Here is a 22,646-nt window from a genome sequence, read left to right as displayed (position 1 = left end):
GTAAGCGAAGGAGGGCGAGACTTACGAGCTGTACCTGGAAGCGAACAACCCGGGCCTCTGGATGGTGCATTGCCACAATCTCAAGCACGCCTCGATGGGCATGAGCATGATGTTGAATTACGAAGGCATTACGACGCCATATCGGGTGGGAACCAAGTCCGGGAATCTTCCCGGCCTATAAGCATGAGTTGATCACATTCCTGACGAAAGACGCGAAGACTATATTAATCTCCGAGCCAACTACTTCACCAACGGCACCTGAAAGCACGTTGTGACTACAGGTACGAATAAAATAGCCTAGCGGAATACTGCCCAGAAAGAGGAGTAGAGCAGAAGCCGCCATTCTGTCAACTTGTATATGGTGTAACTAGCGAAATGTATGAACCGCTAATGGCGCTTTATTATGCGGTTCGTACATTGTTTTTGGTAGAGTACTAGAATGATAAAAATGATGAGTACAGAAAGGCCGAAAAGAGGCATCAAAATATCCCAATAAGGGGATGATAACTTAATATTAGATAGATTGTAAGCGTCGAAAAGAAAAAGAACATTTTCCGATTCCAATTACCAATTTGATGATGATCCAAACAGGTGCTCTGTCAATTCTTTAGCATAAACAATTACGTATATTATTATGATTGCGGGCAATTCTAACCTCTAGAAATATAATGAAGAAGTAACCAGGATGGAATGAGGAGGGGAAAGTTATAATTTACAGGCCAGCTTTATTGATCATCGATATACAAGCCGGACCGTTTGAAAATCCTCTCTTTATTCACCACGGTGAAAAATTATTAACGAATATCAAGCAACTTATTACTTGGGCACACATAAGTAAGATTCCAGTCATACTTACTCAGCATAATGGTAAACCGGGAACGACTACCTCGAAATTATCTCCTGGGTGGTCTATTCATCCTACGTTACCCTTGATAGCTGATGACGTGAAGATCGAAAAGAACTACCCAGACTCATTTCAGGAAACAAACCTGGATTCACATTTAACTCGTTTAGGCGTTAATCAACTGGTTATCGCGGGAATTCAAACGGAGATTTGTGTTGATGCGACATGCCGAAGAGCATTTAGCATGGGATATGACGTTATTCTAATAAAAGATGGTCATAGTTCAGCCGATACTTCCATCTTGAAAGCAGATCAAATCATTTCACACCATAATACTGTTTTGCAGGACTGGTTTGTTTCTTTGAGCGATACTCAGAATATCATTATGTCGGTTTCAAGATAAAAAGTATCTCCTCCGTTGATGGAATTATCAATACGAACTTTAACTGCTGTAACTATCTTGTTTCTAATCACGAAAATTTTAGGTGAACGTCAAATTACCGAATTATCCTTTTTCAAGTATATCACCGGTATTTCTTTAGGGAACTTAGTAGGGTATTTGAATGGGTAGCTGTGTCAGCAAGTGCAGAGTAATTTACAATAAAGAGTGAGCTGTCGAGGGACAAGAACAAGAGCCCAGTGGAAGTCGCTATTTTAGCGGTTTTTTTTATTTTATCGGTACAAGTTCTTGTCCTGAGCCGAGAACAACGGGAAGATTTGCGAAGATTCCATTATTTGGTGTAGTATGTGGAGTGGAAAAGGACGGAACGAACGGTTTCAAAGTGAAGAGTGAGAAAGGAGCTAAAATGTGAGGATGTATTCTAAAAGCAATAGAATATTGATAGGTGTGGTTTTTATAGTTTGTGTAGTAGGAGGTGTAACAGTATTCCAAAGCACATATGCTAAAAGTACGACTAATCAAAGCCACACAAATTCTCCTAACTATCCTGAAAATGAACAAGGACAAACATACGGTTCTGCTGCAGAAGCCACCTCAGTTGAAATGCTACCTAATTTAATCTATGCAGGAAGTGTGAATGGCATTAAAGGGTACTTGCTGAAAAAAGATTATCTCGGTGAACCTGGTGATGTCCCACTGTATGATGTTTATGGGAAAACCATAATTGGTTCTTTTCATATTAGCCCTAATATTATAAACTATCCTAAATATAAAAATGGACAGACATACGGTTCAAGCGCAGATGCTACTTCTCCAGAAACGGAACCTGAATTAATCAGTACTATAGGTGAGGATGGCACTGCAGGATATGTGCTAAAAAAAGACTTAGACGGTGAGCTACCAAAATCACCCGAGGAAGCCATTGCAATACAGAACAGTAGATCACCAGATGGTCGTGATATTCCGATGTTTGATGTTGATAGTGCAACTGTAATTGGTGTGTTTCATGTTGGAGGAAAGTAATAAAAAGGATGTTAGGTGTTAGCCTCCACAATTCATGAACACCGCTCTGCCGTCAGTGAAGAAGCCGGTTGAAAAAATTGCGTAAATAGTCGAGGGACAAGAACAATGTTCCATTCAAAGTCGCTATTATAGCGGCTTTTTGGTTTTAAGGTACCAAGTTCTTGTCCCAAGCTCAGGACAAGAACATTGTGTCATCCCGATGTTTTTATCTAAACAGTTGAGTGATGGAAATTATGTGGCGTGATAAAGCACATTACCATAAAAAGTCGATAAAAGTTATTTACTAAAAGAATTTGGACTGAAATGGAAATGGTGTAGGTTTAAAGAGAGAACCAGTCTAAGTAAATTGGAAGTTAGAAAAACTAAGATTATAGCTAAGCATTCCGTAAATGATTTAAAGATTCTAAAGTCTGACTTAAGTAGTTAACTCGAGCAACTTAAAGTTTATACTGCCGTAGTTTCTTCAATAGCAATAGTTGTCACCATCACGACAGAGTAAGGAGTGAAAGAATCATGCCAACCGAGAACCCTTACTCTTGGCGGTTCGTGGTACCGCTATATATGGGGTCTACGCTTAACCCAATCAATAGCTCCATGATTGCCACCACTAGTGCCGATCGCTGCAGCATCTATACAGATTTCAGTGGCTCAAACCACAATACTAGTGACGGCTCTATATCTAGCGACCAATTGGCGGCTTGGTTGTGGATACGTGGGGGATGGCGAACAACGTTTTTCGTTAACATCCCTTTTCACTCATCACGTTTGTCATGACCATGTTTTGGATTCCTAAGGATACTCATATGGAGGGAAAGAAGACAGTACGGGAGCTGTCATCGCGCATCGATATTACGGGTATCATAGGATTTTCTGCCACAATCTCCACGCTCATGATATTCCTGTTCTCTTTAACCCGCCCAATTTGGATTGCGCTTGGTCTGTCCATTGTGTCGGGTGTTATGCTTACGGTGGGAGTTGCGAGCAAAAAATCCTTTCATCGATATACGTATGCTAGCCTCGAACCTAGCGCTCACCGGTACCTATGCATGGTTTGCATCGATGACTTTGTCCTTGTATACCGTGCTTTATGGTGTTACTGCATGGATTAGCGCTGCACGCGGAATGTCCGCACTTGAAGCTGGACTTTTAATACTACCTATGAGCGTACTTTCGGCTTTGGTAGTGGGGCCAATTTCAAAACGAAATTTGGTTCGTGGACCACTCATTGTTGTCGCGGGTTCCTCTATCGTTGACTCCATTGGGGTATTCTTTCTCAAGACTAGAACGCCAATGATTTGGATTGTGTTAATTACTCTAATCTTCGGTATCATGAAGGGTACAATGTCTAGCGGCAACCAAACAGCGTTGTACATGCAGGTTTCTGAAGACCAGATTGGTACAGCTTCAGGTTTTCTCCGTACATTCGGATATATTGGTTCTATTGCTTCCTCAGCATTAATCGGCATTGTTTTTCACACAAAGATTACAGATAGCGGCCTCCATCACATTGCCATCATAATGATCGTGGTAAGCATCATCGCACTAATCTTGACCATAGCTGACCGTCGACTCAAAACGACTAGTTCAAGCTAGTGCTACGAACAGGGTCACTTGCAGCTTTTGTTAGGAGAGGTAGCAGAACTGAATTAAAGTTTTACTGGAGTAACCGAATTTTTACTCATCCCGAACAAAGTGATTCCTCATAAAGGGAGTTAATTCAATTGATTCTGGCGCTTGCATTTCACGCAAATTAAAGTTATTATAGACTCATAAAATCTATAATTCAAACAGAAGAGCACTTTGAAATATTCACAAGCAACCGACTATGCGCTTCACGCGATGTTCTATTTGGTGACAACAGCGCCGGATAATCCGGTAAGCTTGCAACAGCTGGCTGAGAAACTAGGCGTTACCTAAACATATCGGTCTAAAATGCTGACCAAAGCTGGTTAAGACGGGACTCATCCAGTCCGTGTCTGGCGTGAACGGAGGGTAACCGGCCTCTGCGCTATCGGGAAGATATCTCGTTGCTGGATGTTATCGAAGGAAACGCTTCGTTGTTCGAGTGCGGTCTTGATCACGGCAGCGAATGTTTGATTCAACAAGTTGTCCCCGAAGCAGGACGCCAAATGGAGCAGTATCTGAAAAATAAAAAAATTATGAACTGGCCGGGCAATTCAAAGGAATGGATTGATCGATCGAATTTTGGGCTATTTATAGATATTATATAGCTATAATATCTATAAATAAATGCGATGCAGGAGAGAATTTTATTGTGACGATTGGGATTGTGCCATTATCGATGGGGCCGGTGGAGCTCAATGCTGCCCCAAGAAATTCCTTATAGGCTCCCCGTGACGCACAGATAAAGTTCCCCACGGAAATCGAAACTGGGCCTATGAAAGGAGGTGAGAAGGATTATAGAAGAAGTGATCGAGAAGTACCGCGAACGCATGGGGTGCTATCCGGCTATCAACCTACGAACACGAGAGAACCGACAGTTTTGCAAGCAGAATGGCATCCGTCTCAGGACCGGCATTGGGACGCCAGCCGAATAACGGCCCGATAAGCGAAGAGAAACAAGTCGTCAAACAGGACGCAGGTGAACGAAATTCGATTGAAGGCAAGTGCAAATACGGGCTTGACTGTCTTCGGGCACGCCAGGCAAAGACAAGTTAATCGGTCATCACGCTACAACTTCTGGTGATGAATCTGGAACGAAGGCTCCGCGTTCTTTTTCGCCTTATTTGCAACAAATGCTAAATACGACACTGCCACGCATAATGCCGGACATTGGAATAAGTGAAACGGAGCATTAATCTCCAACAGATAAACCGTTGAAATCTCATGTACAATTAAGGATATAATACATCTTTATTATATTTAATTCGGAAGGATGATCACGATGGCTATTCAACACGCGAAAGATTCTACTTTTAAAGAGATGGTGCAAAATGAAGGTATAACAGTAGTGAATTTCTGGGCTCCTTGGTGTGGTCCATGCAGAATGTTTGCACCTGTTTTAGAGGAGTTTGAAAAGGAAGCAAATGATTCCATTAAAGTAGTTAAAGTTAATATAGACGAAAATCCGGAAACCTCTTCACAATTTCAGATTATGAGCATACCGGCAACCATTATATTCAAAGATGGAAAGCCCCTATATAAAGAAATAGGCATATTGCCGAAAGGTGCCATGCAGCAGCTTGTTGCCTCCGAATAAATCAACACACAAAAGCCGACAGGTAACGCTTTAGCAAGTATAGCATCTGCTTTCTCCAAAAAAAATAGTGTGGCAAGTGAATGGACTTGAAAAACACTAGACACTAGGAGGCACATATGTGTAAAACAATCGTCTGAGGAAACGATCTTCACACTGTCAGTCGAAGGTACAGGTATTTTAGAGAGGTTCTGGTGGGACCGCTAAAAAAATATCATATTCCGGAAAGCAAACTGAGAAACTTCTAGCTAAGGAACAAAAACCGTGTTCTTATATGGATAAAATATATAATAATGGTAAATTTGCTCAAAGAAGATTTTATGATAAAAATGGTAATGCTAAAAAAGACATCGATTATACGAAACATAGAAATCCCAAGCACACCTAAAGTCCCACAGACACATGATTGGGATTGGAATAAGAATGTTCCTAGAAGTCCATGGAGATAGTGAAGGGTGACTCAAGATATATAGTTACGATGAATTCACTGAAGACTTAAATCTCGGACACGAAATAGAATTTATCTTGAATGATACACATTTCTTAATCAGTTATAATGAAAGTGGTTGGTACTGTATTAAAGAAAATGAAGAAGCGCAAATTAAGTATGAATCAGTTGAACAACTATTAAATGAATTTAAGATTAATGGTAAAACATTAAAAAGTTTATGGGGAAATATCATTGTGAGTGACATATGTTGACTAAAATTAGTCAACAACGTTATCTGTTAAAAAGGCGCTTACAAGGAGTCAAGTAGACAAAATAAATAAAACGATCTTTAAATTGCACCGTTTCCCGGTATTCTACCAGGGAACGGTTGTTTAGTTTCTATTATATCGCGGGACAAGAACATTATTCCATTCAAAGTCGCTATTATAGCGGCTTTTTTTGTTTTAAGGAACTAAGTTCATGTCCAAAGCTGAGCACAATTACATTGTGTCATTTCCGTTTAGAAGGTGATCTAAACATGCATCGGTTCGTATGCATCAATTCCACAGTTTTACGAGTCCTTCAAAACCGCAAGGTAGAATTACAAAATTGTAAGGTAGATGTAAGTTGAATCGATAGCTTAGGCCAGCCTGGCAGGATAATATTGGAACAAACGAAAATAGAAATTTTTTAAAAGGAGAATTGAGATGAGGCTGTTTGAACTGTTGCTTTTTTTGTCAAACATCGGCTTGTTTGCATTAACATTCCTATTAAAAAAAGGACGGCGTAGAATTCCAGTATTCGTTGCAAGCGGGATCGCCACACTTTTACTGGTCATTCATTGGATGGTGGAAGGATACAGAGTTCAGCTATTTTTCCCATATTTCATAACTATCATTTTTTTAGCCATTTCAAGTTATAGCTACTTTAAAAAAAACGGCCAAAAAAAAATCCCAAGATTCATGTTGGGTTCAGCTTATACCGCTATAGCGACAACGCTGGTCGTAACAGCGGGTCTTATGTATGCTTTTCCTGTATTTAAACTACCTGAACCGACAGGCGAATTTAAGGTAGGAACGCAAACTTTTCATCTCGTGGATACAAATAGGGAAGAGATTTTCGACGAAGCCAGAAGTGGTAAGAGAGAGTTGATGGTTCAGGTATGGTATCCGGTTCAAGATGGCACCGGCAAGTACGCTCCCTTTATTCCCGATACCCAGATTTTACGTTATATGGCCGCGAACTATGGCCTTCCTGAGTTTACTCTTCAGCACTTGAAGTACGTATCCAGTCATGCTTATTCGGGGGCCGAAGTCTCTTCTGCTCAGACTTCATATCCACTGATCCTTGCGAATCCCGGCTTTGGCTCGTCCAGGTTCCTCCATACGTCGCAAGCTGAGAATCTCGCGAGTCACGGATATATCGTGGCAGTGATCGACCACACCTACAATACATTTGCAACCGAGTTTCCGGACGGTCGAATCACGACCAGCACAACCAACGACTTATTCTCGCCCGACGATGATTACCAAACGGGAAGAGAAACTCGCGACAAGTTGGGAAAAGTGTTAACCGGCGATGTGATGTTTACGCTGGACCAATTCGAGCTCATCCAATCGGGACAGATTCCAAGTCATCTAAAAGGGAAAATTGATCTCGATCATGTCGGGGTGTTCGGTCATTCCATCGGCGGGGCGACGGCCTACGACGCTTCTTACGATCCGCGAATCACGGTTGGAATAGACTTGGATGGAGGGCTTTATCGTCTTCGTGACAGAGAGGATCTGCGAAAGCCGTTTTTGTTCATCAACTCGGAAAGCTATTTCGAAGAATTAAAAATGGTGATGAATAACCGGGTCTACACAGATGCAGAGCTTAACCGTATGGGCTCAACAAGAGAGTGGATGGATCAAGTAACGGAAGATAAAAAGTTGGAGCTTGAACGGATGCGCGAAACGTTCGACGAAGGGGGACAAATCCTTTATATCGAAAATACAGAGCATTTGAATTTTGCCGACGTACAGTTCATTTCTCCGATTTTCAAAATGCTGGGCATTACAGGAAAGATTGCGCCAGAAAGAGCGAACTCCGTTATCAATGCTTATATGCTGGATTTCTTCGATATGTATCTGAAAAATCAAGGCGGAGCCTTAATGAAAGGACCGGATAGCCGCTTTCTGGAGGTGAAGTTCATAACCTCGCTATTATAAATTACGGAACAGGCTACCAAATGTGTTTTAATCCCCTTTGTAAAATAACTATATATTTACTATATGGATAATAATTCAATGAAATTCAAGGGCCCATACAGACATAAGAAAAAGGGGAAGAAGTACGCCTTCCATGATCCGGAGCAAGATTCACAATGGTAATAAAAGTGAATACACACATGATCCATTAAAATTGCATTTGGTTAAACGCTTGATTCGATGGGAAATCCGGACAGAATGGTATAGATTCAAATATATAAGCCAATTAGAAAAAGTAAAAACCCCGCCGTCTGATTCGACAGGTAACGGGGTTTTCATTATTATGAATCTGATTTACGGACTTCGATCTGAAATTGGTCGGAATATGATTTGAGGTTCCCTGCAAGGCTGGCGAGCTGCCCGGAGATGTTCGACAGTTCGTTGGCCGACCGCTGCTGCTCCACAGCACTTGCCGTGACTTCTTCGGCCATGGCTGAAGTTTCCTCGGTTGCGGAAGCAATATAGCTCAAATGCTGTTCCACTTCCTGACGAATAGAGTGCATATCCACCGTCCGGCTTTCCAAACGTTGAGCCAGCTCCTGCACCTCGGTCGATAAGCGGCTAACCTGTCTGAACGTCTGGAGGCAATCAGCGATCTGTTCTTCCTGTTCCTTGACCGCCACCATATTCGCATCAAAATGACTGCCCATACGATGTATCTCTTGAACAAATGAACTCAGGATCTCATCAATCTCCTGGATCGAACGTTCGGATTGCTGAGCGAGCTGTCCCATTTCACCAGCAACGACCGCAAAGCCTCTACCCGCTTCGCCAGCGCGGGCTGCCTCGATTGAAGCATTCAGCGATAGAATTTGAGTTTGTTTTAAAATGTTGTGTATTTGTCCACTAATGGAGGAAGCGAGTTCCGATTGAGTCGTCAGTGAACTGGAAATTTCCTGCTGATGCTCAACACGCTTCGCATTCTCGCGGCTCTTTTCAAGCAGAACCTCATGTTCACGTGTAACTTGTACTTGCACGGCAGATAACTGCTCAGAAGTATGGGTAAACTGTTGCACATATGAACCTACTTCATCCATTATTTTGCCGAGATTCTCTGAGTGCTGGACGGATTGTTCTGTTTCTTCGGCCTGTTTCACGGAGCCTATAGCAATTTCTTCGATCGCTTTGGAAAGTTCTTCGGTCTGACGCTGATTCGTTTGAGCCGTTTCCGCAATATTTTTCGAGGACTGCTGCAACGTATTGGATCCTTGCTGTATTCCCATCAGAATGTTCGTCAATTGGGCAACCATGACATTAATCAAATCACTGATATCACCGAGCTGATCATTTGTCATATGTGTGGATACAACTTTGAGATTCCCATCAGCAACCTGTTCGAGGCTTGACTTAATATCGTGTACTTGTCTGAGAATGCCTCTTACTACGAATAGCATCATGACCAAAGACAGAATCAGAACAACCACAAAAATCGGGATAATGGTCCGATAAGCATTATTCAGGGATGTCGCGGAGACTTGATTCACTGCTCCAGCAGAAATATCAATGCCCAGATAGCCAATAACAGTACCTTGCGAATCCTTGATTGGTGTAAAGGAGGACAATAGCTGTCCCCAGGTTGGCTCATCTACAATGCCTGTTGTGACGACTTCACCGCGTAACAAGCGTTCCTGAATCTGGGGGTTGAATTCCATTGCAGTCCCGTAAGGGCTGTATTCCCTATCGTCCCAATCCGCTCCATCCACGGTGTAGATCCAACCGTCTGAAGTTTTGTTATACATATAAACATATAAGGCTCCAGATTGAAGCCTAACTTTAACGAGTTCGTCTCTAAGACTTTTGTATTCGTTGCTCTCCTCTGAAGCAGTAGAGGATAATGTCTTGATTAGTTCCGATTCCTGGCCTAGTTGAGAAGCAGTATTCACTGCCAGCTGCTGATTGTTATGCTGCATGGTCATTAATGATGCATTTTCACTAGAATCAATGGTGGTCCACATGATTAGACCGCCCATGGCCAGCAGCGGAACCAGAATGATCAAATAAAGTTTAAACCTTAAATCCATCTTTTTTTTGCGAGTCTGTCTCACGTTCTGTTCCCCCTTGGAAGTAGTAAAGCAATATGGTTATTCGTATAACCCCATTCTATTTATCGTAAAATCGAAGAGGGAAATGAAGACTAATCCTAGATTTATATTTACATATAGGCTGATGGGCGGCATACTTTTTATCTTGAAACATATTAGACAACTTGATTTAAATGATATCAACAACAAGTACAGAAATGGAGGAGATCGGGGACATACAAAAACGTACACGTATAAAGCGAACAGTGGCCTCCAGGAACTCGCATATACAACAGGTACAGGTGCGTCTAAAGTTAATTTTGAATACACTGGGTTAGAACAAGTCAAAAGTATAGCAAAAGATAATCAAAGCCTCATTTTATATCAATACAATGATACGGGCGCAATGCAACAAGTCGATCGAGCCAACGGAATTATAACTAAAGCTACTTACGATCAAGGGGATCAGCTGCTTACTTACAGTGATTACTTTGGCACTGGTAGTGCACTTCGTGAGCACAACTATACATATGATAGCAATGGAAATGTAAAAATAATTCAAACTGATGCTGGTGGTACAGCCTATCTGTACGACACACTCGACCAATTGACACAAGAAACACTACCGGATGGAAGGACGATTCGTTACAGTTATGATGAACAGGGAAGGCGTATTCAGTCGATTGGCCAGTCCGTGGCGTATGCGGACCTTAACTCTAGAATTTTCAGTTGAGGAGAGGGTGAGCCTTACAAGGTGGTCGTGATCAATTGTGCCAAGAAGCTGGCTCACTGAATGAGTAGACAATAGTGCAAATACACTCAACACTGTTGCAAAATGACCTGAAATTCAAACGAAGCTCCACAAAGGGCAAATTGACATGGGAGAATGGCTTATACATTCCTATCTTCAATGAATAACATACATAAACAACTGACTAGGAAGAAGTGAGTAGGTTGAGAATTGATTTGGGTAGCGGCATAAATAAGTTCAAAGATTGCATTGGCATTGATCGTATTCGTTATGAGATGACGGACATTGTTCATGATTATAACTTGCCTATTCCACTTAAAAACGACACTGTCGATTTTATAATGTGTTCTCACAGTTTGCAATATGTTGATAATTTGATTTTGGTTATGAAGGATATTTATCGGATTTGCCGACACAAAGCAATAGTATGTATTGTTGCTCCTTATGCTCATGCCAGTGTTCATATGGTAAATCCCCAGTTTAAGCAACAGTTCAACGAGCACTCGCCTAAATATTGGACGACTTACCCAGGACGTATGGAAGACGATAGTGAGCTTTCCCTGTATCCATCGGTCGCTTTCCCCGTAGAAGAGGATTTGTCCCAAAATCGGATTGACTTCCGAATGCTGAAGATGGAATTCTTTTATTTCCCTGCCTACCATGGTTTATACAATGAAGTGGAGCTGGGACTTCTCAGACAATCACAATTCAACGTAGCTCATCAAATCATGTATCATCTTCTGGTCGTGAAAGAACCGATGCCCGAAGCGGAAATAGCCGGTCTTCAAGGGACCGTAAGACTGGAAGAACCGGATTATGTGATGGAACAACGAATTCGAACAACAGAAAAAGAAGAACAGGAACAATCCTTCAACTTGGATCATTTTCGTTCCCTCTCATCTGGAGAGGAAGAGTCTCTAAATAAGTCAGTAGAAGAAAAGCCCCCTATACTTAAAAAAAGTAGCAAAGGGGGCAAGCAAAAATCTTCTGGAACCAAAACAAGGGCCAAGTCCAATCGGAAAACAAGTGTAGGTAAGAAAAAAGTAGGTACAAAACGATAAGTTGTTATTCTTCACTTTCCACAATGGTGACTACAGTGGTGTTTGATGCAAGGGTTATAGCAGCAGTGCCTGCACCAGGAATGACGTAAACAATGGATAATGAAGCCTGATTCACCAGTTTGCTATTCGCAGGTTGCCCCTTGACCAGAACTTGATAATGGATCTGAATGGATTCTCCCGGCAGCAATTGGTTTAATATCAGGCCTTGTTCTAGATTGGTGCCCGTCTGCGGAAGATTTGGGGCGTGAATACTGCCTGATACGATGTGTGCTTCCGATTGTACTTTATCTTTTAAAACAAGCTGGGTTGCGGTGTAAGGGCTCGTATTCTGAATAAGGATGGCATAATTAATAGTTTCACCTACTTCAACAACCGTTTTGTTAGCCATTTTTTGCACAGGGATGGCTGGCGCTGAAGAGGTTTGCGATACCCCAGATCCAGCCTCCGAAGCTACAGGGGGAGTGGAAGGTACTGGTCCTGACGGAATTATAGGCACTGTTGGTGTAATTGCTGTGACGGGAATGATGACGATGTTGGAATCCACTCTGAATGGAATTGAACCTAACCGATATTCCACACTGGCCTGATTGGTGATTTGAGTTAAAGTAATACCACTATTTACGGTGACTTGGAAACGTATTGAGATTGTAGCTCCGGCTTCAACATTCTCGATACCAACTCCAGTTGCCGGGTTCGCTCCCGGTATATTTACCCCTCGGCTCGTAACACTTCCACTTACAAAAGTCGTTCCTTGAGGAATCTGATCAAAGAACAAAACATCACTTAACGACACGTTGTTGCCATTTACCAAGGTGAACGAGAAATCAATGATTTGATTTGGAGCAACCTGAGTGGGAGAAGCGGTTTTGATAATGTCCACCAGTGGGTCTGAAATTATCGTTACGACCGAATTGGAATTGACTGAATTGTTTGTGACGCTACCGTCAGGCAGAGTATAGGTGTACGTGGCTATGGCTTCATTTACAACCTGATTATTGGCAGGGAAATTTAATATGTTTACGGCGAACGCGACGGTGGTGATATCTCCTGGTGGGAGGGTCCCTATCGGAATTCCATCTACAGGATCGCTAATAATAGGCACTCCATTCACTGTTAAGGAATCCGGAATAAAGACAGCCTCTAGGGGAATGGGGTCAACTAGGGTGACGTTTGCTGCCGTATTTCCCGAATTTTGAACACTAAGGACATATTGCACGGTATCCCCGAGATCTACTTCAGCAGGGGATGCGGATTTGAGAATCGTAATCACCGGTGCTAGAATGGGGATCTCTACAAGGTTGGAGGAGGTGCTGCCACCTAACCCATTTAGAATAAAGGTCAGATTGGCTTGGTTTATTAATGTGTTTGGAACGGGCTGCACGGATAAATTATCTACACTTACTTGGAAGGTCAACGTATTAGAACTGTTCCCTGCAAGGCTGCCAATTAAAAATCCATCAGAAGGATCAGCATCAATCTGTACTACCCCGTTCAGGGTTAAGCTGTCCGGAACAAAAGTTGATCCATCTGGAATGGGATCAGTGAGAATAACATTAGTTGCTATCGCACTTGAACCGTTAAGCACAGAAAATGTGTAGGTTACAATATTCCCCGAAGTTACTATCGTTTGGTTAGATAATTTTGTGACTGTGATTGTGCCAGGATCGCTCACCGGAATGGTCACTATATTGGATTGAGATGTTCCCGGAATAACTCGCCCATCTGGAAGGATATATGTGAAATCGCCGGTGGCCTGATTGACTAACTCGGGCCGGTCTAGCAGGGAAGTAACGGTTGCTAAAAAGGTGACAGTAACCGGAAATTGAGGCTGTACAGTGCCTAAATTAATCCCAGTTGTTGGATCAGCACTACTCCAGCGATTCCCGTTAATAAGCACGCTGTTTGTTACGAATGTTTCTCCTGCAGGCAGCGGGTCCAGTAAAACAACGTCAGCATTGTAATTCCCGAGATTGGATACAACCACTGTATACGCAATGATATCGCCTACAATAGCTGCTAGGGTATCGGCTGACTTTACGAGATTGATAATAGGTTCAAATACTCTGACATTTACGATATTGGATAAGGAAACTCCTGTAAAGTCTTCCGTGCTAAACACTAGGGTAGCCTGATCCGTAAGGAATAAGGGGAACGGTACCGGAGGTGCTGTTCCAACAACAGTGACTTGGAACGTGATGGTTACAGTGCCATTGGCCGTGATGGTACCAATGGCTATACCTGTGTCAGGGTCAGCTCCAGGGATAGAGACCCCGTCTATCGTAACGCTGTCTGTCACAAAAACGGAGGCAGGGGCCACAGGATCGGTTAGGATGACGCTGGTCAAATCAATGGCATCATTGTTTTGGACAACCAGTGTATACGTAACAATATCACCCACGATGGCTTGGAGCTCATTTGCGCTCTTAATGACTGTTACGTTGTCTGCGGAGATAGGGATGACGACGACGTTGGAGTCAGCTGCTCCGGGTATAACTCGGCCATCTGGTGGTGTGTAGGTAAAGCTTGTCGTGGCCTGATTGATAATTTGGAATGATTCAGGCAACGAATTGATAACAATTTGAAAACTGACGAGCACAGAACCTCCAGCAGGTACGATCCCCAGTGAAAATCCTGAATTGGGATCTGCTGCAGGAATAGAAATGTTGTTCACCAGTACCGTACCCGGAACAAAAGCGGTCTCAGCCGGAATGATGTCGGTAAGGAGGGTAGTTGCATCAATATTCCCTGTATTGTTAACGATGAATTGAAATGAGATAATCTGTCCAACCACAGCAAAGGTAGGAACTGCGGTCTTGGTGATGCCGATAATCGCCTGAAAGACAGGAATCGTCACGACGTCGGAAAAAGAGGCACCGCTAAAAGTGCCGCTCGTGAACGTAACTTGAGCTTGGTCTGTTAACTCTGCAGGTTCAGGTAGGGAAGTGACATTCACACTAAAGGTAATCGTTGAAGAAGCGCCTCCAAATAGGGTCCCAACTGCTATGCCTGTCATGGGGTCAGATGTAGGCTGAGAAACTCCATCAACCGTTACGCTGCCCACTGCAAACACAGAACCTGGAGGAATAGCATCGGTCAACAGAATATCAGTGACGGGAATCGTATCCTGATTGGTCACTACAATGGAATAGGTCACCGTGTCTCCAACGACAGCATCAAGGACGGGGGTAGACTTCACTACACTAACGAAGGGTAATGTCACTGGAATAATAACGGTGTTGGATACTACGGAGCCAGGGATAACCCTTCCATCCGGCGGTTGGTACGTATAGGAAGCTGTACCCTGATTCACGAGCTGAAATCCGGCTGGCTGGCTAACCACATTAACTTGAAAGGTAACTGTAAACACCGTATTTGGGGCAACCGGTCCGATCGGAATGCCGGTCACAGGGTCGGCACCCGGTTGAACAACGCTATTGATTGTAACACTCCCCGGCACAAACACAGATCCATCCGGAATATTGTCCAGCACAGTAGTGGTTGCACTGATGTTGCCCGTATTTGTAACAACAAGGGTATAGGTCACGTTCTCGCCAACCTGGACGTTTGACGTCTCCGCACTCTTAACAATGGCTACATTAGGCTGAAAGACAGGGATTTCTATGGCATTGGTAGGCACAGCGGTATTAATGACTGGGCCACTCGGTACCGTAGGAGCAGTGTACCCAACCTTGGCCTGATTGAATAATCGTGGTGGTGCTGGAAGCGAAGTGACTACGACCTGGAAGGAAACGGTTACCGATGCACCTGAAACAAGAATGCCAATGGGGGCACCTGTGATTGGATCAAGGGCAGCCTGGGGAACCCCGTCAATCGTAATACTATTCATCACAAAAGTAGTACTATCCGGAATGTTATCAAAGAACATAACATTGGTCGCATCCAACAATGACGTATTCGAGATCACGATAGAGTACGTTACGGTATCTCCAACGATGGCATCAGCGACGTTAGCGCTTTTTACAGCAGTCAATACGGGAGTATTAATATCAATCTGCAGGCCATTTCCGTCAACAAGGTAACCGTCACCGTTGGTGGTCAGTTGGAACGTGGCTTGAGTCTGTGTATTATGCAAAGTAAAGCCAACATCAACATTCGTAATATCCCAACCTTGTCGACCGCCTATGATATTGGTCCCAGGTGTCCCATTGATTTGATTGCGTGTACCGAAGGTTCCCGATGTATCCAGAAGGCCGGCATCATTGTTAATCTGTGAAGCGAAAAAGTTGGTCGCGAAGTTATTGGGGCCTGACAGATTGGTGACCGTTCCAATGGTCGGGCCAAACCGTGCCTGATCCCCTGTCTTTATAGCGTCACCTTCCTGGCTGCTGAATAACGCTCTTCCTGCGAGAGGCCCCATAAATGGAGTAGCAAAACCATCAATGACCATGTTAACAGGACCTGAAGTGGAGAGAATGACATCTGCAGTCACTCGAATAGACATGTTTCTCAGAGGCAGAGCCGGGTTCTGATACACAACGCCCAGGGTCCAGCCTGCATGGTTCGATGTTGGATCAGGGATCGAAAGTGTGCCGACTACGCCTCCTGTCGTGTACGCTCCTGCACCAGCAGCGGAGACCAGATTGGTAACTTCCGCTGATCGTACATAGGCATAGGTCGTGGGAAAGCCAGCTTGAGTGGAGAGGATAACCTCAAAACGAGTGGCCGTGTCGGGCAATACACTTGTCTGACCTAATGGAGTAGTAAACAATACGGGGTTGTTAATGAAAGCAGAATTATTTTCCGTGCCATCGATGTATGTACCACCCCAAATCAATTCCGCATACAAAACCGTGCTGCCAGCGGGAATCTGAAGTACAGCGGCTGAGCTGTTGTTGAGGAAGACACTGGTTGTACCTGGCGGGTAGGTCCCAAATTGTTGCGTTGTGTCTGTTGTAATATAAGCACCGATACTATCAACCGTTCCGGGAACACCAGGGGTTCCAGAACGGCTAAGTCCAAGTGTATTCCCAGTGAAGGTAATTGCTCCATTTTCATTAATGGAGTACCTTTCAATAAAGGCCATTTCATCCTTCCTTTCCGTATCGCAGAGCTCTCTCCTACGTATATTGAAGTAAGAGGTTGTACGATAACCAAGAATGAAAGGAAAAAGGAAGTAGGCAACAACGTATTTTGCGACAATATCCAAAGACAAAAAATACACAAAATAATATGTCAAGGAATGGACCCCAATATTGAGGCAGTGCTGTCTTAGCACAAATTCATTCAACTCCGTGTCCCAAGCCAAAGACAAGAACTTGTACCGATTGCCGAAAAGGACAAGAACATGTTCGATGATTCAATGAGAACGACGCCCTCCAATGGGAGCGTGGGTGAAAATATATCTTGAAGCTAACGGGAAACGATAGCTCAATACAACGAAGGAGACAGACGACCAACATGATCGGCTGTCTTTTTATTAAACTAACTGGCAGAATAGCGCCCCTCGCTAATTTTATTCCTCGAGGTGGATGCCGGCAGCTTTCAAATGCCCATAGGTAACAATTCTACTAAACTGAGATGCAGCTTCATCCGCAGGAAGAGGCTGATCATTTTTAATCCACCAAATGACAATCCCCATGAAAGCCGATACGAGATATTCGAGCAGCAACTCTTTGGATATCACTAAATGGGATTGTCCTTGAATAGGACTCCACCCCTCATTTAATTTGTCTTTAATGATATTCTCCATTTTTGCTCGAAACTGATAGATTCTATTCTCTTCAATTAACATGGCGTTGTAAAAGGTAGTGTTGAGAGAAATATGTTCCAGTACAGTTTGCATGACAGTCTCAAGTATAGAAATACTGAAGGGATTCATGCTGATGGGACAAAGAATGACGGCATCCTTTAGTTCGCTTAACAATTCATTTATACATGTATCTAATAAATCGGGTTTATTTTGATAGTGAAGATAAAATGTATTTCGATTGATCATAGCCCGATCGGCAATATCCTGAATCGTTATCGCTTCATATCCTTTATCCTGAATAAGCTCATAAAACGCCTTTCGAACCGATTGCTTCGTGCGAAGTATTCTTAGGTCGGTTTTCTTATTCATTATTTTCTGTCCCCTTTAATTTATTTTAAGCAGTTAAGCGACAAAATTTGTTGAGATGTCTGTTATCCTTCAAAATTAAAAATATTGAATATTGAGCTTGGTATTACCCACTATTATAATGAGCGATAGATAAATAAACAACATAACGTTCATTATTTATCTAGTGACTATAAAATTCAGGAGGATATACAAATGACATCAAAGAACCAAAATGAGCTTGTTCGTAAGGCAGTCGCCGTGCTGGATAGTTTTGAGAGCGGCAACCCTGAAGCGATCACGGCTCACGTTCATCCAGATCAATATATTCAGCACAATCAAGGCTTATCTGATGGTCGTGCGGCCATGCTTGGTGCACTTGACCACTTAAAGGAATTGGTACAAAAGTAAGTATTAAGCGTGCTTTGGTCGACGGGGATTATGTGGTACTTCATTCCGTATATGAGTTTTTTGGCCCGAAAATCATTATTGATATTTTCCGTTTTAAGGATGGGCTGATTGTTGAACACTGGGATAATATGCAAGAGATGGAAGGAAAGACACCGAGCAATCATACGATGATTGACGGACCGGTAACGATAAAGGATCTTGACAAGACAGATGCTAACAAAGAATTTGTCAAAAGCTATGTTGAAAACATCTTGCTTGGGAAGAATCCCGGCCTGCTAGCTTCTTACTTTGATGGTGATAATTACATTCAGCATAGTCCGCATATTGCAGACGGCCTTTCCGGCCTCCATGTTGCATTGCAGGCGCTGAAGGAAAAAAACATTAAATTTGAATATACTCATGTCCATCAAGTGATTGGGCAAGGTGATTTTGTGCTTACAGTAAGTGAAGGTCTCCTCGACGGTCAACCTACTGCTTTCTATGATTTGTTCCGCGTGGAGATTGGTAAAATCGCCGAACATTGGGACGTCGTAGAGGCCATACTGCCGCCAGAAAAACGAAAAAATTCGAACAGCAGGTTTTGAGTTTGGCCCAATTGAATTTCAAGAAAGACATCACCGAATTTAATTACGGTGATGTCTTTCGCATCGCGAAATGTACTTGAGTGATAAATTCTCCCTTCAAAGATATAGAAGCGTTGCTGTAGCAACGCTTATTTTATTCAGTACAATTAAATGACCGTGTGGAGCAGTTATACATACGGAAAAGATGAACATTGCAAAGAGATCATCAACTATATGTTCATTATAAACAGATAAGGAGTAGATGATCATGAGAATGCTGAAAGAAAAAATGACGTGACTGGGAGTGGGAAGCGTACTGGTCGTGTTGATCCTAGCATGGCATAAATCATATCCTTGTGCCAAGGCACAAAGCTTGGTCCCATAATATGTGTAGGGTGGATCGTTGTCATGATTTTTTTGATGTATTTTCATGGGATTGGATAAACGTCCAGGCTGCTGCTTCTTCAGTCGTTTTTGATGGATCTTCATTATCGTAAGCAATGATTGATTCTGAAAATCGTCCAACAAGTCATCATTCTATAGAAAGTATTAGAACTTCGAAGTGAGGGTAAGAGCAACAATGAATTGAACTTGGGGGTAAACAGTGTTACTCTAAAAGTCTGTGTTCGACAATACATTACAAAATACTCACCATTTTAGTTATAAAGAAAGGTAACACTATGATAAAAGTTGATAACTTATCCTTCTCGTTTCCACAAAAAGAACTATATAACAACATTTCATTTACGTTTGAAGAGGCACAACATTGCGCTTTTATCGGAACAAGTGGCAGTGGGAAAAGTACACTGATCGATATACTGATGGATCCTGAAAGATATTTGTTCGAGGGCAAGCTAGAGATAGACCCGGATTGCAGAATCGGGTATGTAAGTCAATTCTCGCAAGTAGATAAAACGAAAGAAATGACCGTTTTTGAATATATCGGAGAAGAATTCATCAAGATACAAGATGAAATCTCAGCCCTTTATGCGGAAATGGCCACCACGTCGGATATGGATTCGCTGCTGGAAAAGGTTCAATTGGCTTTGGATGCCTTCGAGGCGATGGATGGGGATAATTTCGAAAACACCATTAATAAGCAGCTAAACCTGGCCAACCTCATGAAGCTAAAAGATCTTAATGTATCCGAATTAAGCGGCGGGGAATTCAAACTCATTCAAGTGATGAAGGAAATGCTTAGTCGTCCGGACTTAATGATCATGGACGAACCCGATGTATTTTTAGACTTTGAAAACCTAAATGCGCTTAAAAAATTGATTAATTCCCACAAGGGAATGCTGCTAGTTGTTACGCACAACCGATATCTATTGAATCATTGTTTCAACAAAATTATACACCTTGAAAACACGGAGATCCAAGAGTTTGACGGGCGATATATCGATTATAACTTCTCGCTGCTTCAGACTAAGATCGAACTGCAAGAAATCGCGGTTGCTGAAGCTGAAGAAATTGAGAGATACGATCACATCATCGACAATCTTAGAGAGATCGCCACGTATAATTCGGAAGCCTCCAGAGGCAGAGCGTTAAAAGCCAGAGTTAAGTTTCAAGAGAGATTGGAAGCGCGTCGAATAAAAGAGCCATTTGTCGATATCAAGCAGCCGAATATCAGTTTTGGTATCGATAAGGAAATGGAAGACACCGTTGTGGTTAACGTCAATAATTATAGCGTTTCCTTTGACGAGTTGCTTTTGAAAAATGTGAACTTCGAGATCAAATCGACAGATAAAGTAGCCCTGATCGGTCCAAACGGTACCGGGAAAACGACTTTACTCCGAGAAATCTTTAAAAATAATCAGGATTCCATTGAAATAAATGCTGATGATGTTAACGTGGCTTATTTATCTCAGGTTCAAGGCGAGATGCTAAAGGATTCCAATACAATATTAGATGAATTCATCGAGGCTGGGTTTGAAACTTATGATGAGATTAGATCATTTATTTCAAACTATGGCTTTGAAGGAGAAATTCTTGATCAAAAGATAGAGTCTTTATCTGGTGGAGAAAAAAACATGCTTCAATTGGCTAAAGTTTCTGCCAGTCAAGCAAACGTATTGCTTCTTGATGAACCGACAAGCCATTTAGATATCTATACACAAATCGCATTGGAGAAAGCTATTGAGGACTACAAAGGTGCGATTCTCATGATTTCTCATGATTTCTATTCTGTTGTTAATGGTATGGATTATGTTTTAATTATTGAGGACAAGACGATTAGTAAAATGAGTATACTAGAATTTAGACAGATGATTTATGCGAGTCATTTTAATGAAGACTATCTAGAAACTGAACAAAAGAAAAAGTCTGTTGAAATGAAAATAGAATTGGCTTTGAAAGATACTAATTTTGAACTTGCAAAAGTATTGGTTGATGAGCTAGAAGAGCTGATTAAGTTGCTTTAATTACAGCTCTCTGATTGAAATGATTACAAGAAAGTGAAGTCAGTTACAGCAAAAAGGGCTATAGTTGCCGAGGTGCAAGAACATTGTTCCATTGAAAGTCGCTATTTTAGCGGCTTTTTTTATATTATCGGTACAACTGAAAACCGCATGTCTAAATCCAATCATAAGAATATGTTCCTATCTATGATAGTTGTATACCTGAATTCCTTTCTTTATGTCTACTTCTATATGAAGCCGAAGATTAAACGTGAAGAGCTTGAAAGATTCCTCGCAAACAGCGAGTTTGGCTATTCATAATAAATGGCCTCGTAAGGAAACTCTAACTTATTCATGCGATACTCTTTAGGCGACATGGACATATATTGCCGAAAAACTTTGCCGAAATAGCTGGGACTCTCAAAGCCGCATTGTTGACCAATTTGGGAAATCGGAAGTTCCGTCGTGCGGAGTAGTCGAATTGCAACCTCAATGCGTCTGTCTTTGAGATAGGCTAGCGGTGATGTTTTCTCGGATTTCTGAAATAATCTGCACAAGTAGTGTTTATTGATATCGCAGTGGCTGGCCAGCAGATCCAGCGTCAATGGAGCTGCATAATTCTCTCGGATGAATTTTTTACATTTCTCAATTGTTGTTATTGAAAGGGCACCGATATCCTTCTCCGCATCCCGACTCGTCTGCACTAGGATAAGCAACCACCGATAGATTTGCTCGGACAAGCGATACTTGTCCGTAACTTTCTCTTGATGAATCAAATGGATAATTTGCCATAACTCTTGAATCAAAGGAGAGTCCGCGTTTCGTCGAATGACATGTCCTTCAATATCATGGATCATATCCCAAATTCGGTTGGCTTCATCCCCTCGAATGTTTATCCATATAAATTCCCATGGTTCGTTATTCTCTTGCTTATAGTAATAGCAATGTTCTCCGGAGATTTTAACAAGTAGTGCATGTCCCTTCGGTAAAGGAATCGTTTGATTTTCAATATCCAGATAACCCTGACCATTAAGCGTGTATTGAAAAACGACGTGTCCCGGGTCCGGTCTATTGTCACTTGGACAACGATATTCCTCGCTAGAAACGATCTGCCATCCAATAGAGTCCAGTGTCATGATTGATGTATCGTCATTACGAAAAGCATAAGAGACCGTATGAACCATCGTTTCATCTCCTTCCTAAAAAAGTCAATTATCTTATA

At 42.3% G+C, this 22,646-nt stretch carries 14 protein-coding genes and 3 pseudogenes; 13 read left to right on the top strand and 4 right to left on the bottom strand.

What is annotated here, in order from left to right; all coding sequences use genetic code 11:
• Positions 1 to 25 precede the first annotated feature (25 nt).
• The 8 genes and pseudogenes from AC3ITG_RS17230 to AC3ITG_RS17195 form a co-directional block, all read left to right on the top strand.
• Positions 26 to 181, top strand: a pseudogene (locus tag AC3ITG_RS17230) (multicopper oxidase domain-containing protein); the annotation flags it as partial.
• Positions 182 to 728: 547 nt separating this feature from the next.
• Entirely contained in the window at positions 729 to 1,247 is a 519-nt protein-coding gene (locus AC3ITG_RS17225; protein WP_489250772.1) for a cysteine hydrolase family protein, read from the top strand.
• Between the two features lie 411 nt (positions 1,248 to 1,658).
• Positions 1,659 to 2,267, top strand: coding sequence for a hypothetical protein (locus AC3ITG_RS17220; RefSeq protein ID WP_489250771.1), 609 nt, complete (start codon positions 1,659 to 1,661; stop codon positions 2,265 to 2,267).
• A gap of 954 nt (positions 2,268 to 3,221) precedes the next feature.
• Positions 3,222 to 3,860: an MFS transporter gene (locus AC3ITG_RS17215; protein ID WP_489254484.1), complete on the top strand. Its 639-nt coding sequence runs from the start codon at positions 3,222 to 3,224 to the stop codon at positions 3,858 to 3,860.
• Positions 3,861 to 4,067: 207 nt separating this feature from the next.
• A pseudogene (locus AC3ITG_RS17210) lies at positions 4,068 to 4,498 on the top strand (RrF2 family transcriptional regulator).
• Between the two features lie 195 nt (positions 4,499 to 4,693).
• Positions 4,694 to 5,030 (top strand): annotated as a pseudogene (locus AC3ITG_RS17205) (transposase); the annotation flags it as partial.
• A 142-nt stretch (positions 5,031 to 5,172) separates the two neighbouring features.
• A complete protein-coding gene (gene trxA, locus AC3ITG_RS17200) occupies positions 5,173 to 5,487 on the top strand; it encodes a thioredoxin (protein ID WP_489250770.1) in 315 nt (104 codons plus the stop codon).
• Positions 5,488 to 6,621: 1,134 nt separating this feature from the next.
• Positions 6,622 to 8,124, top strand: a complete 1,503-nt coding sequence (locus AC3ITG_RS17195) for an alpha/beta hydrolase family protein (RefSeq protein ID WP_489250769.1) — start codon at positions 6,622 to 6,624, stop codon at positions 8,122 to 8,124.
• A 320-nt stretch (positions 8,125 to 8,444) separates the two neighbouring features.
• On the opposite strand, the gene AC3ITG_RS17190 is transcribed toward AC3ITG_RS17195, so the two are convergent.
• Positions 8,445 to 10,208, bottom strand: a complete 1,764-nt coding sequence (locus tag AC3ITG_RS17190) for a methyl-accepting chemotaxis protein (RefSeq protein ID WP_489250768.1) — start codon at positions 10,206 to 10,208, stop codon at positions 8,445 to 8,447.
• A gap of 82 nt (positions 10,209 to 10,290) precedes the next feature.
• Between AC3ITG_RS17190 and AC3ITG_RS17185 the strand changes: the two genes are divergently transcribed.
• On the top strand, positions 10,291 to 10,917 hold the full coding sequence (locus tag AC3ITG_RS17185; RefSeq protein WP_489250767.1) for a hypothetical protein: 627 nt from the start codon (positions 10,291 to 10,293) through the stop codon (positions 10,915 to 10,917).
• Between the two features lie 221 nt (positions 10,918 to 11,138).
• Positions 11,139 to 11,996 (top strand): methyltransferase domain-containing protein, encoded by an 858-nt coding sequence (locus AC3ITG_RS17180; protein ID WP_489250766.1) that lies wholly within the window; start codon positions 11,139 to 11,141, stop codon positions 11,994 to 11,996.
• Between the two features lie 4 nt (positions 11,997 to 12,000).
• On the opposite strand, the gene AC3ITG_RS17175 is transcribed toward AC3ITG_RS17180, so the two are convergent.
• Positions 12,001 to 17,040 (bottom strand): beta strand repeat-containing protein, encoded by a 5,040-nt coding sequence (locus AC3ITG_RS17175; protein WP_489250765.1) that lies wholly within the window; start codon positions 17,038 to 17,040, stop codon positions 12,001 to 12,003.
• A gap of 429 nt (positions 17,041 to 17,469) precedes the next feature.
• On the bottom strand, positions 17,470 to 18,075 hold the full coding sequence (locus AC3ITG_RS17170; protein ID WP_413379277.1) for a TetR/AcrR family transcriptional regulator: 606 nt from the start codon (positions 18,073 to 18,075) through the stop codon (positions 17,470 to 17,472).
• A 192-nt stretch (positions 18,076 to 18,267) separates the two neighbouring features.
• Between AC3ITG_RS17170 and AC3ITG_RS17165 the strand changes: the two genes are divergently transcribed.
• From AC3ITG_RS17165 to AC3ITG_RS17155, 3 genes are all read left to right on the top strand, one after another.
• Positions 18,268 to 18,462, top strand: coding sequence for a hypothetical protein (locus AC3ITG_RS17165; protein ID WP_489250764.1), 195 nt, complete (start codon positions 18,268 to 18,270; stop codon positions 18,460 to 18,462).
• Between the two features lie 137 nt (positions 18,463 to 18,599).
• A complete protein-coding gene (locus tag AC3ITG_RS17160) occupies positions 18,600 to 19,046 on the top strand; it encodes a nuclear transport factor 2 family protein (protein ID WP_489250763.1) in 447 nt (148 codons plus the stop codon).
• A 659-nt stretch (positions 19,047 to 19,705) separates the two neighbouring features.
• On the top strand, positions 19,706 to 21,448 hold the full coding sequence (locus tag AC3ITG_RS17155; protein WP_489250762.1) for an ABC-F family ATP-binding cassette domain-containing protein: 1,743 nt from the start codon (positions 19,706 to 19,708) through the stop codon (positions 21,446 to 21,448).
• A 287-nt stretch (positions 21,449 to 21,735) separates the two neighbouring features.
• Here the strand turns inward: AC3ITG_RS17155 and AC3ITG_RS17150 are convergent, their stop codons facing one another.
• Complete coding sequence (locus AC3ITG_RS17150) at positions 21,736 to 22,608, bottom strand: helix-turn-helix transcriptional regulator (protein ID WP_489250761.1); 873 nt, start codon at positions 22,606 to 22,608, stop codon at positions 21,736 to 21,738.
• Positions 22,609 to 22,646: the final 38 nt, after the last annotated feature.

The sequence above is a fragment of the Paenibacillus sp. GL_099_B genome, assembly GCF_057835695.1.
This window is presented reverse-complemented; position numbering and strand designations above follow the sequence as displayed.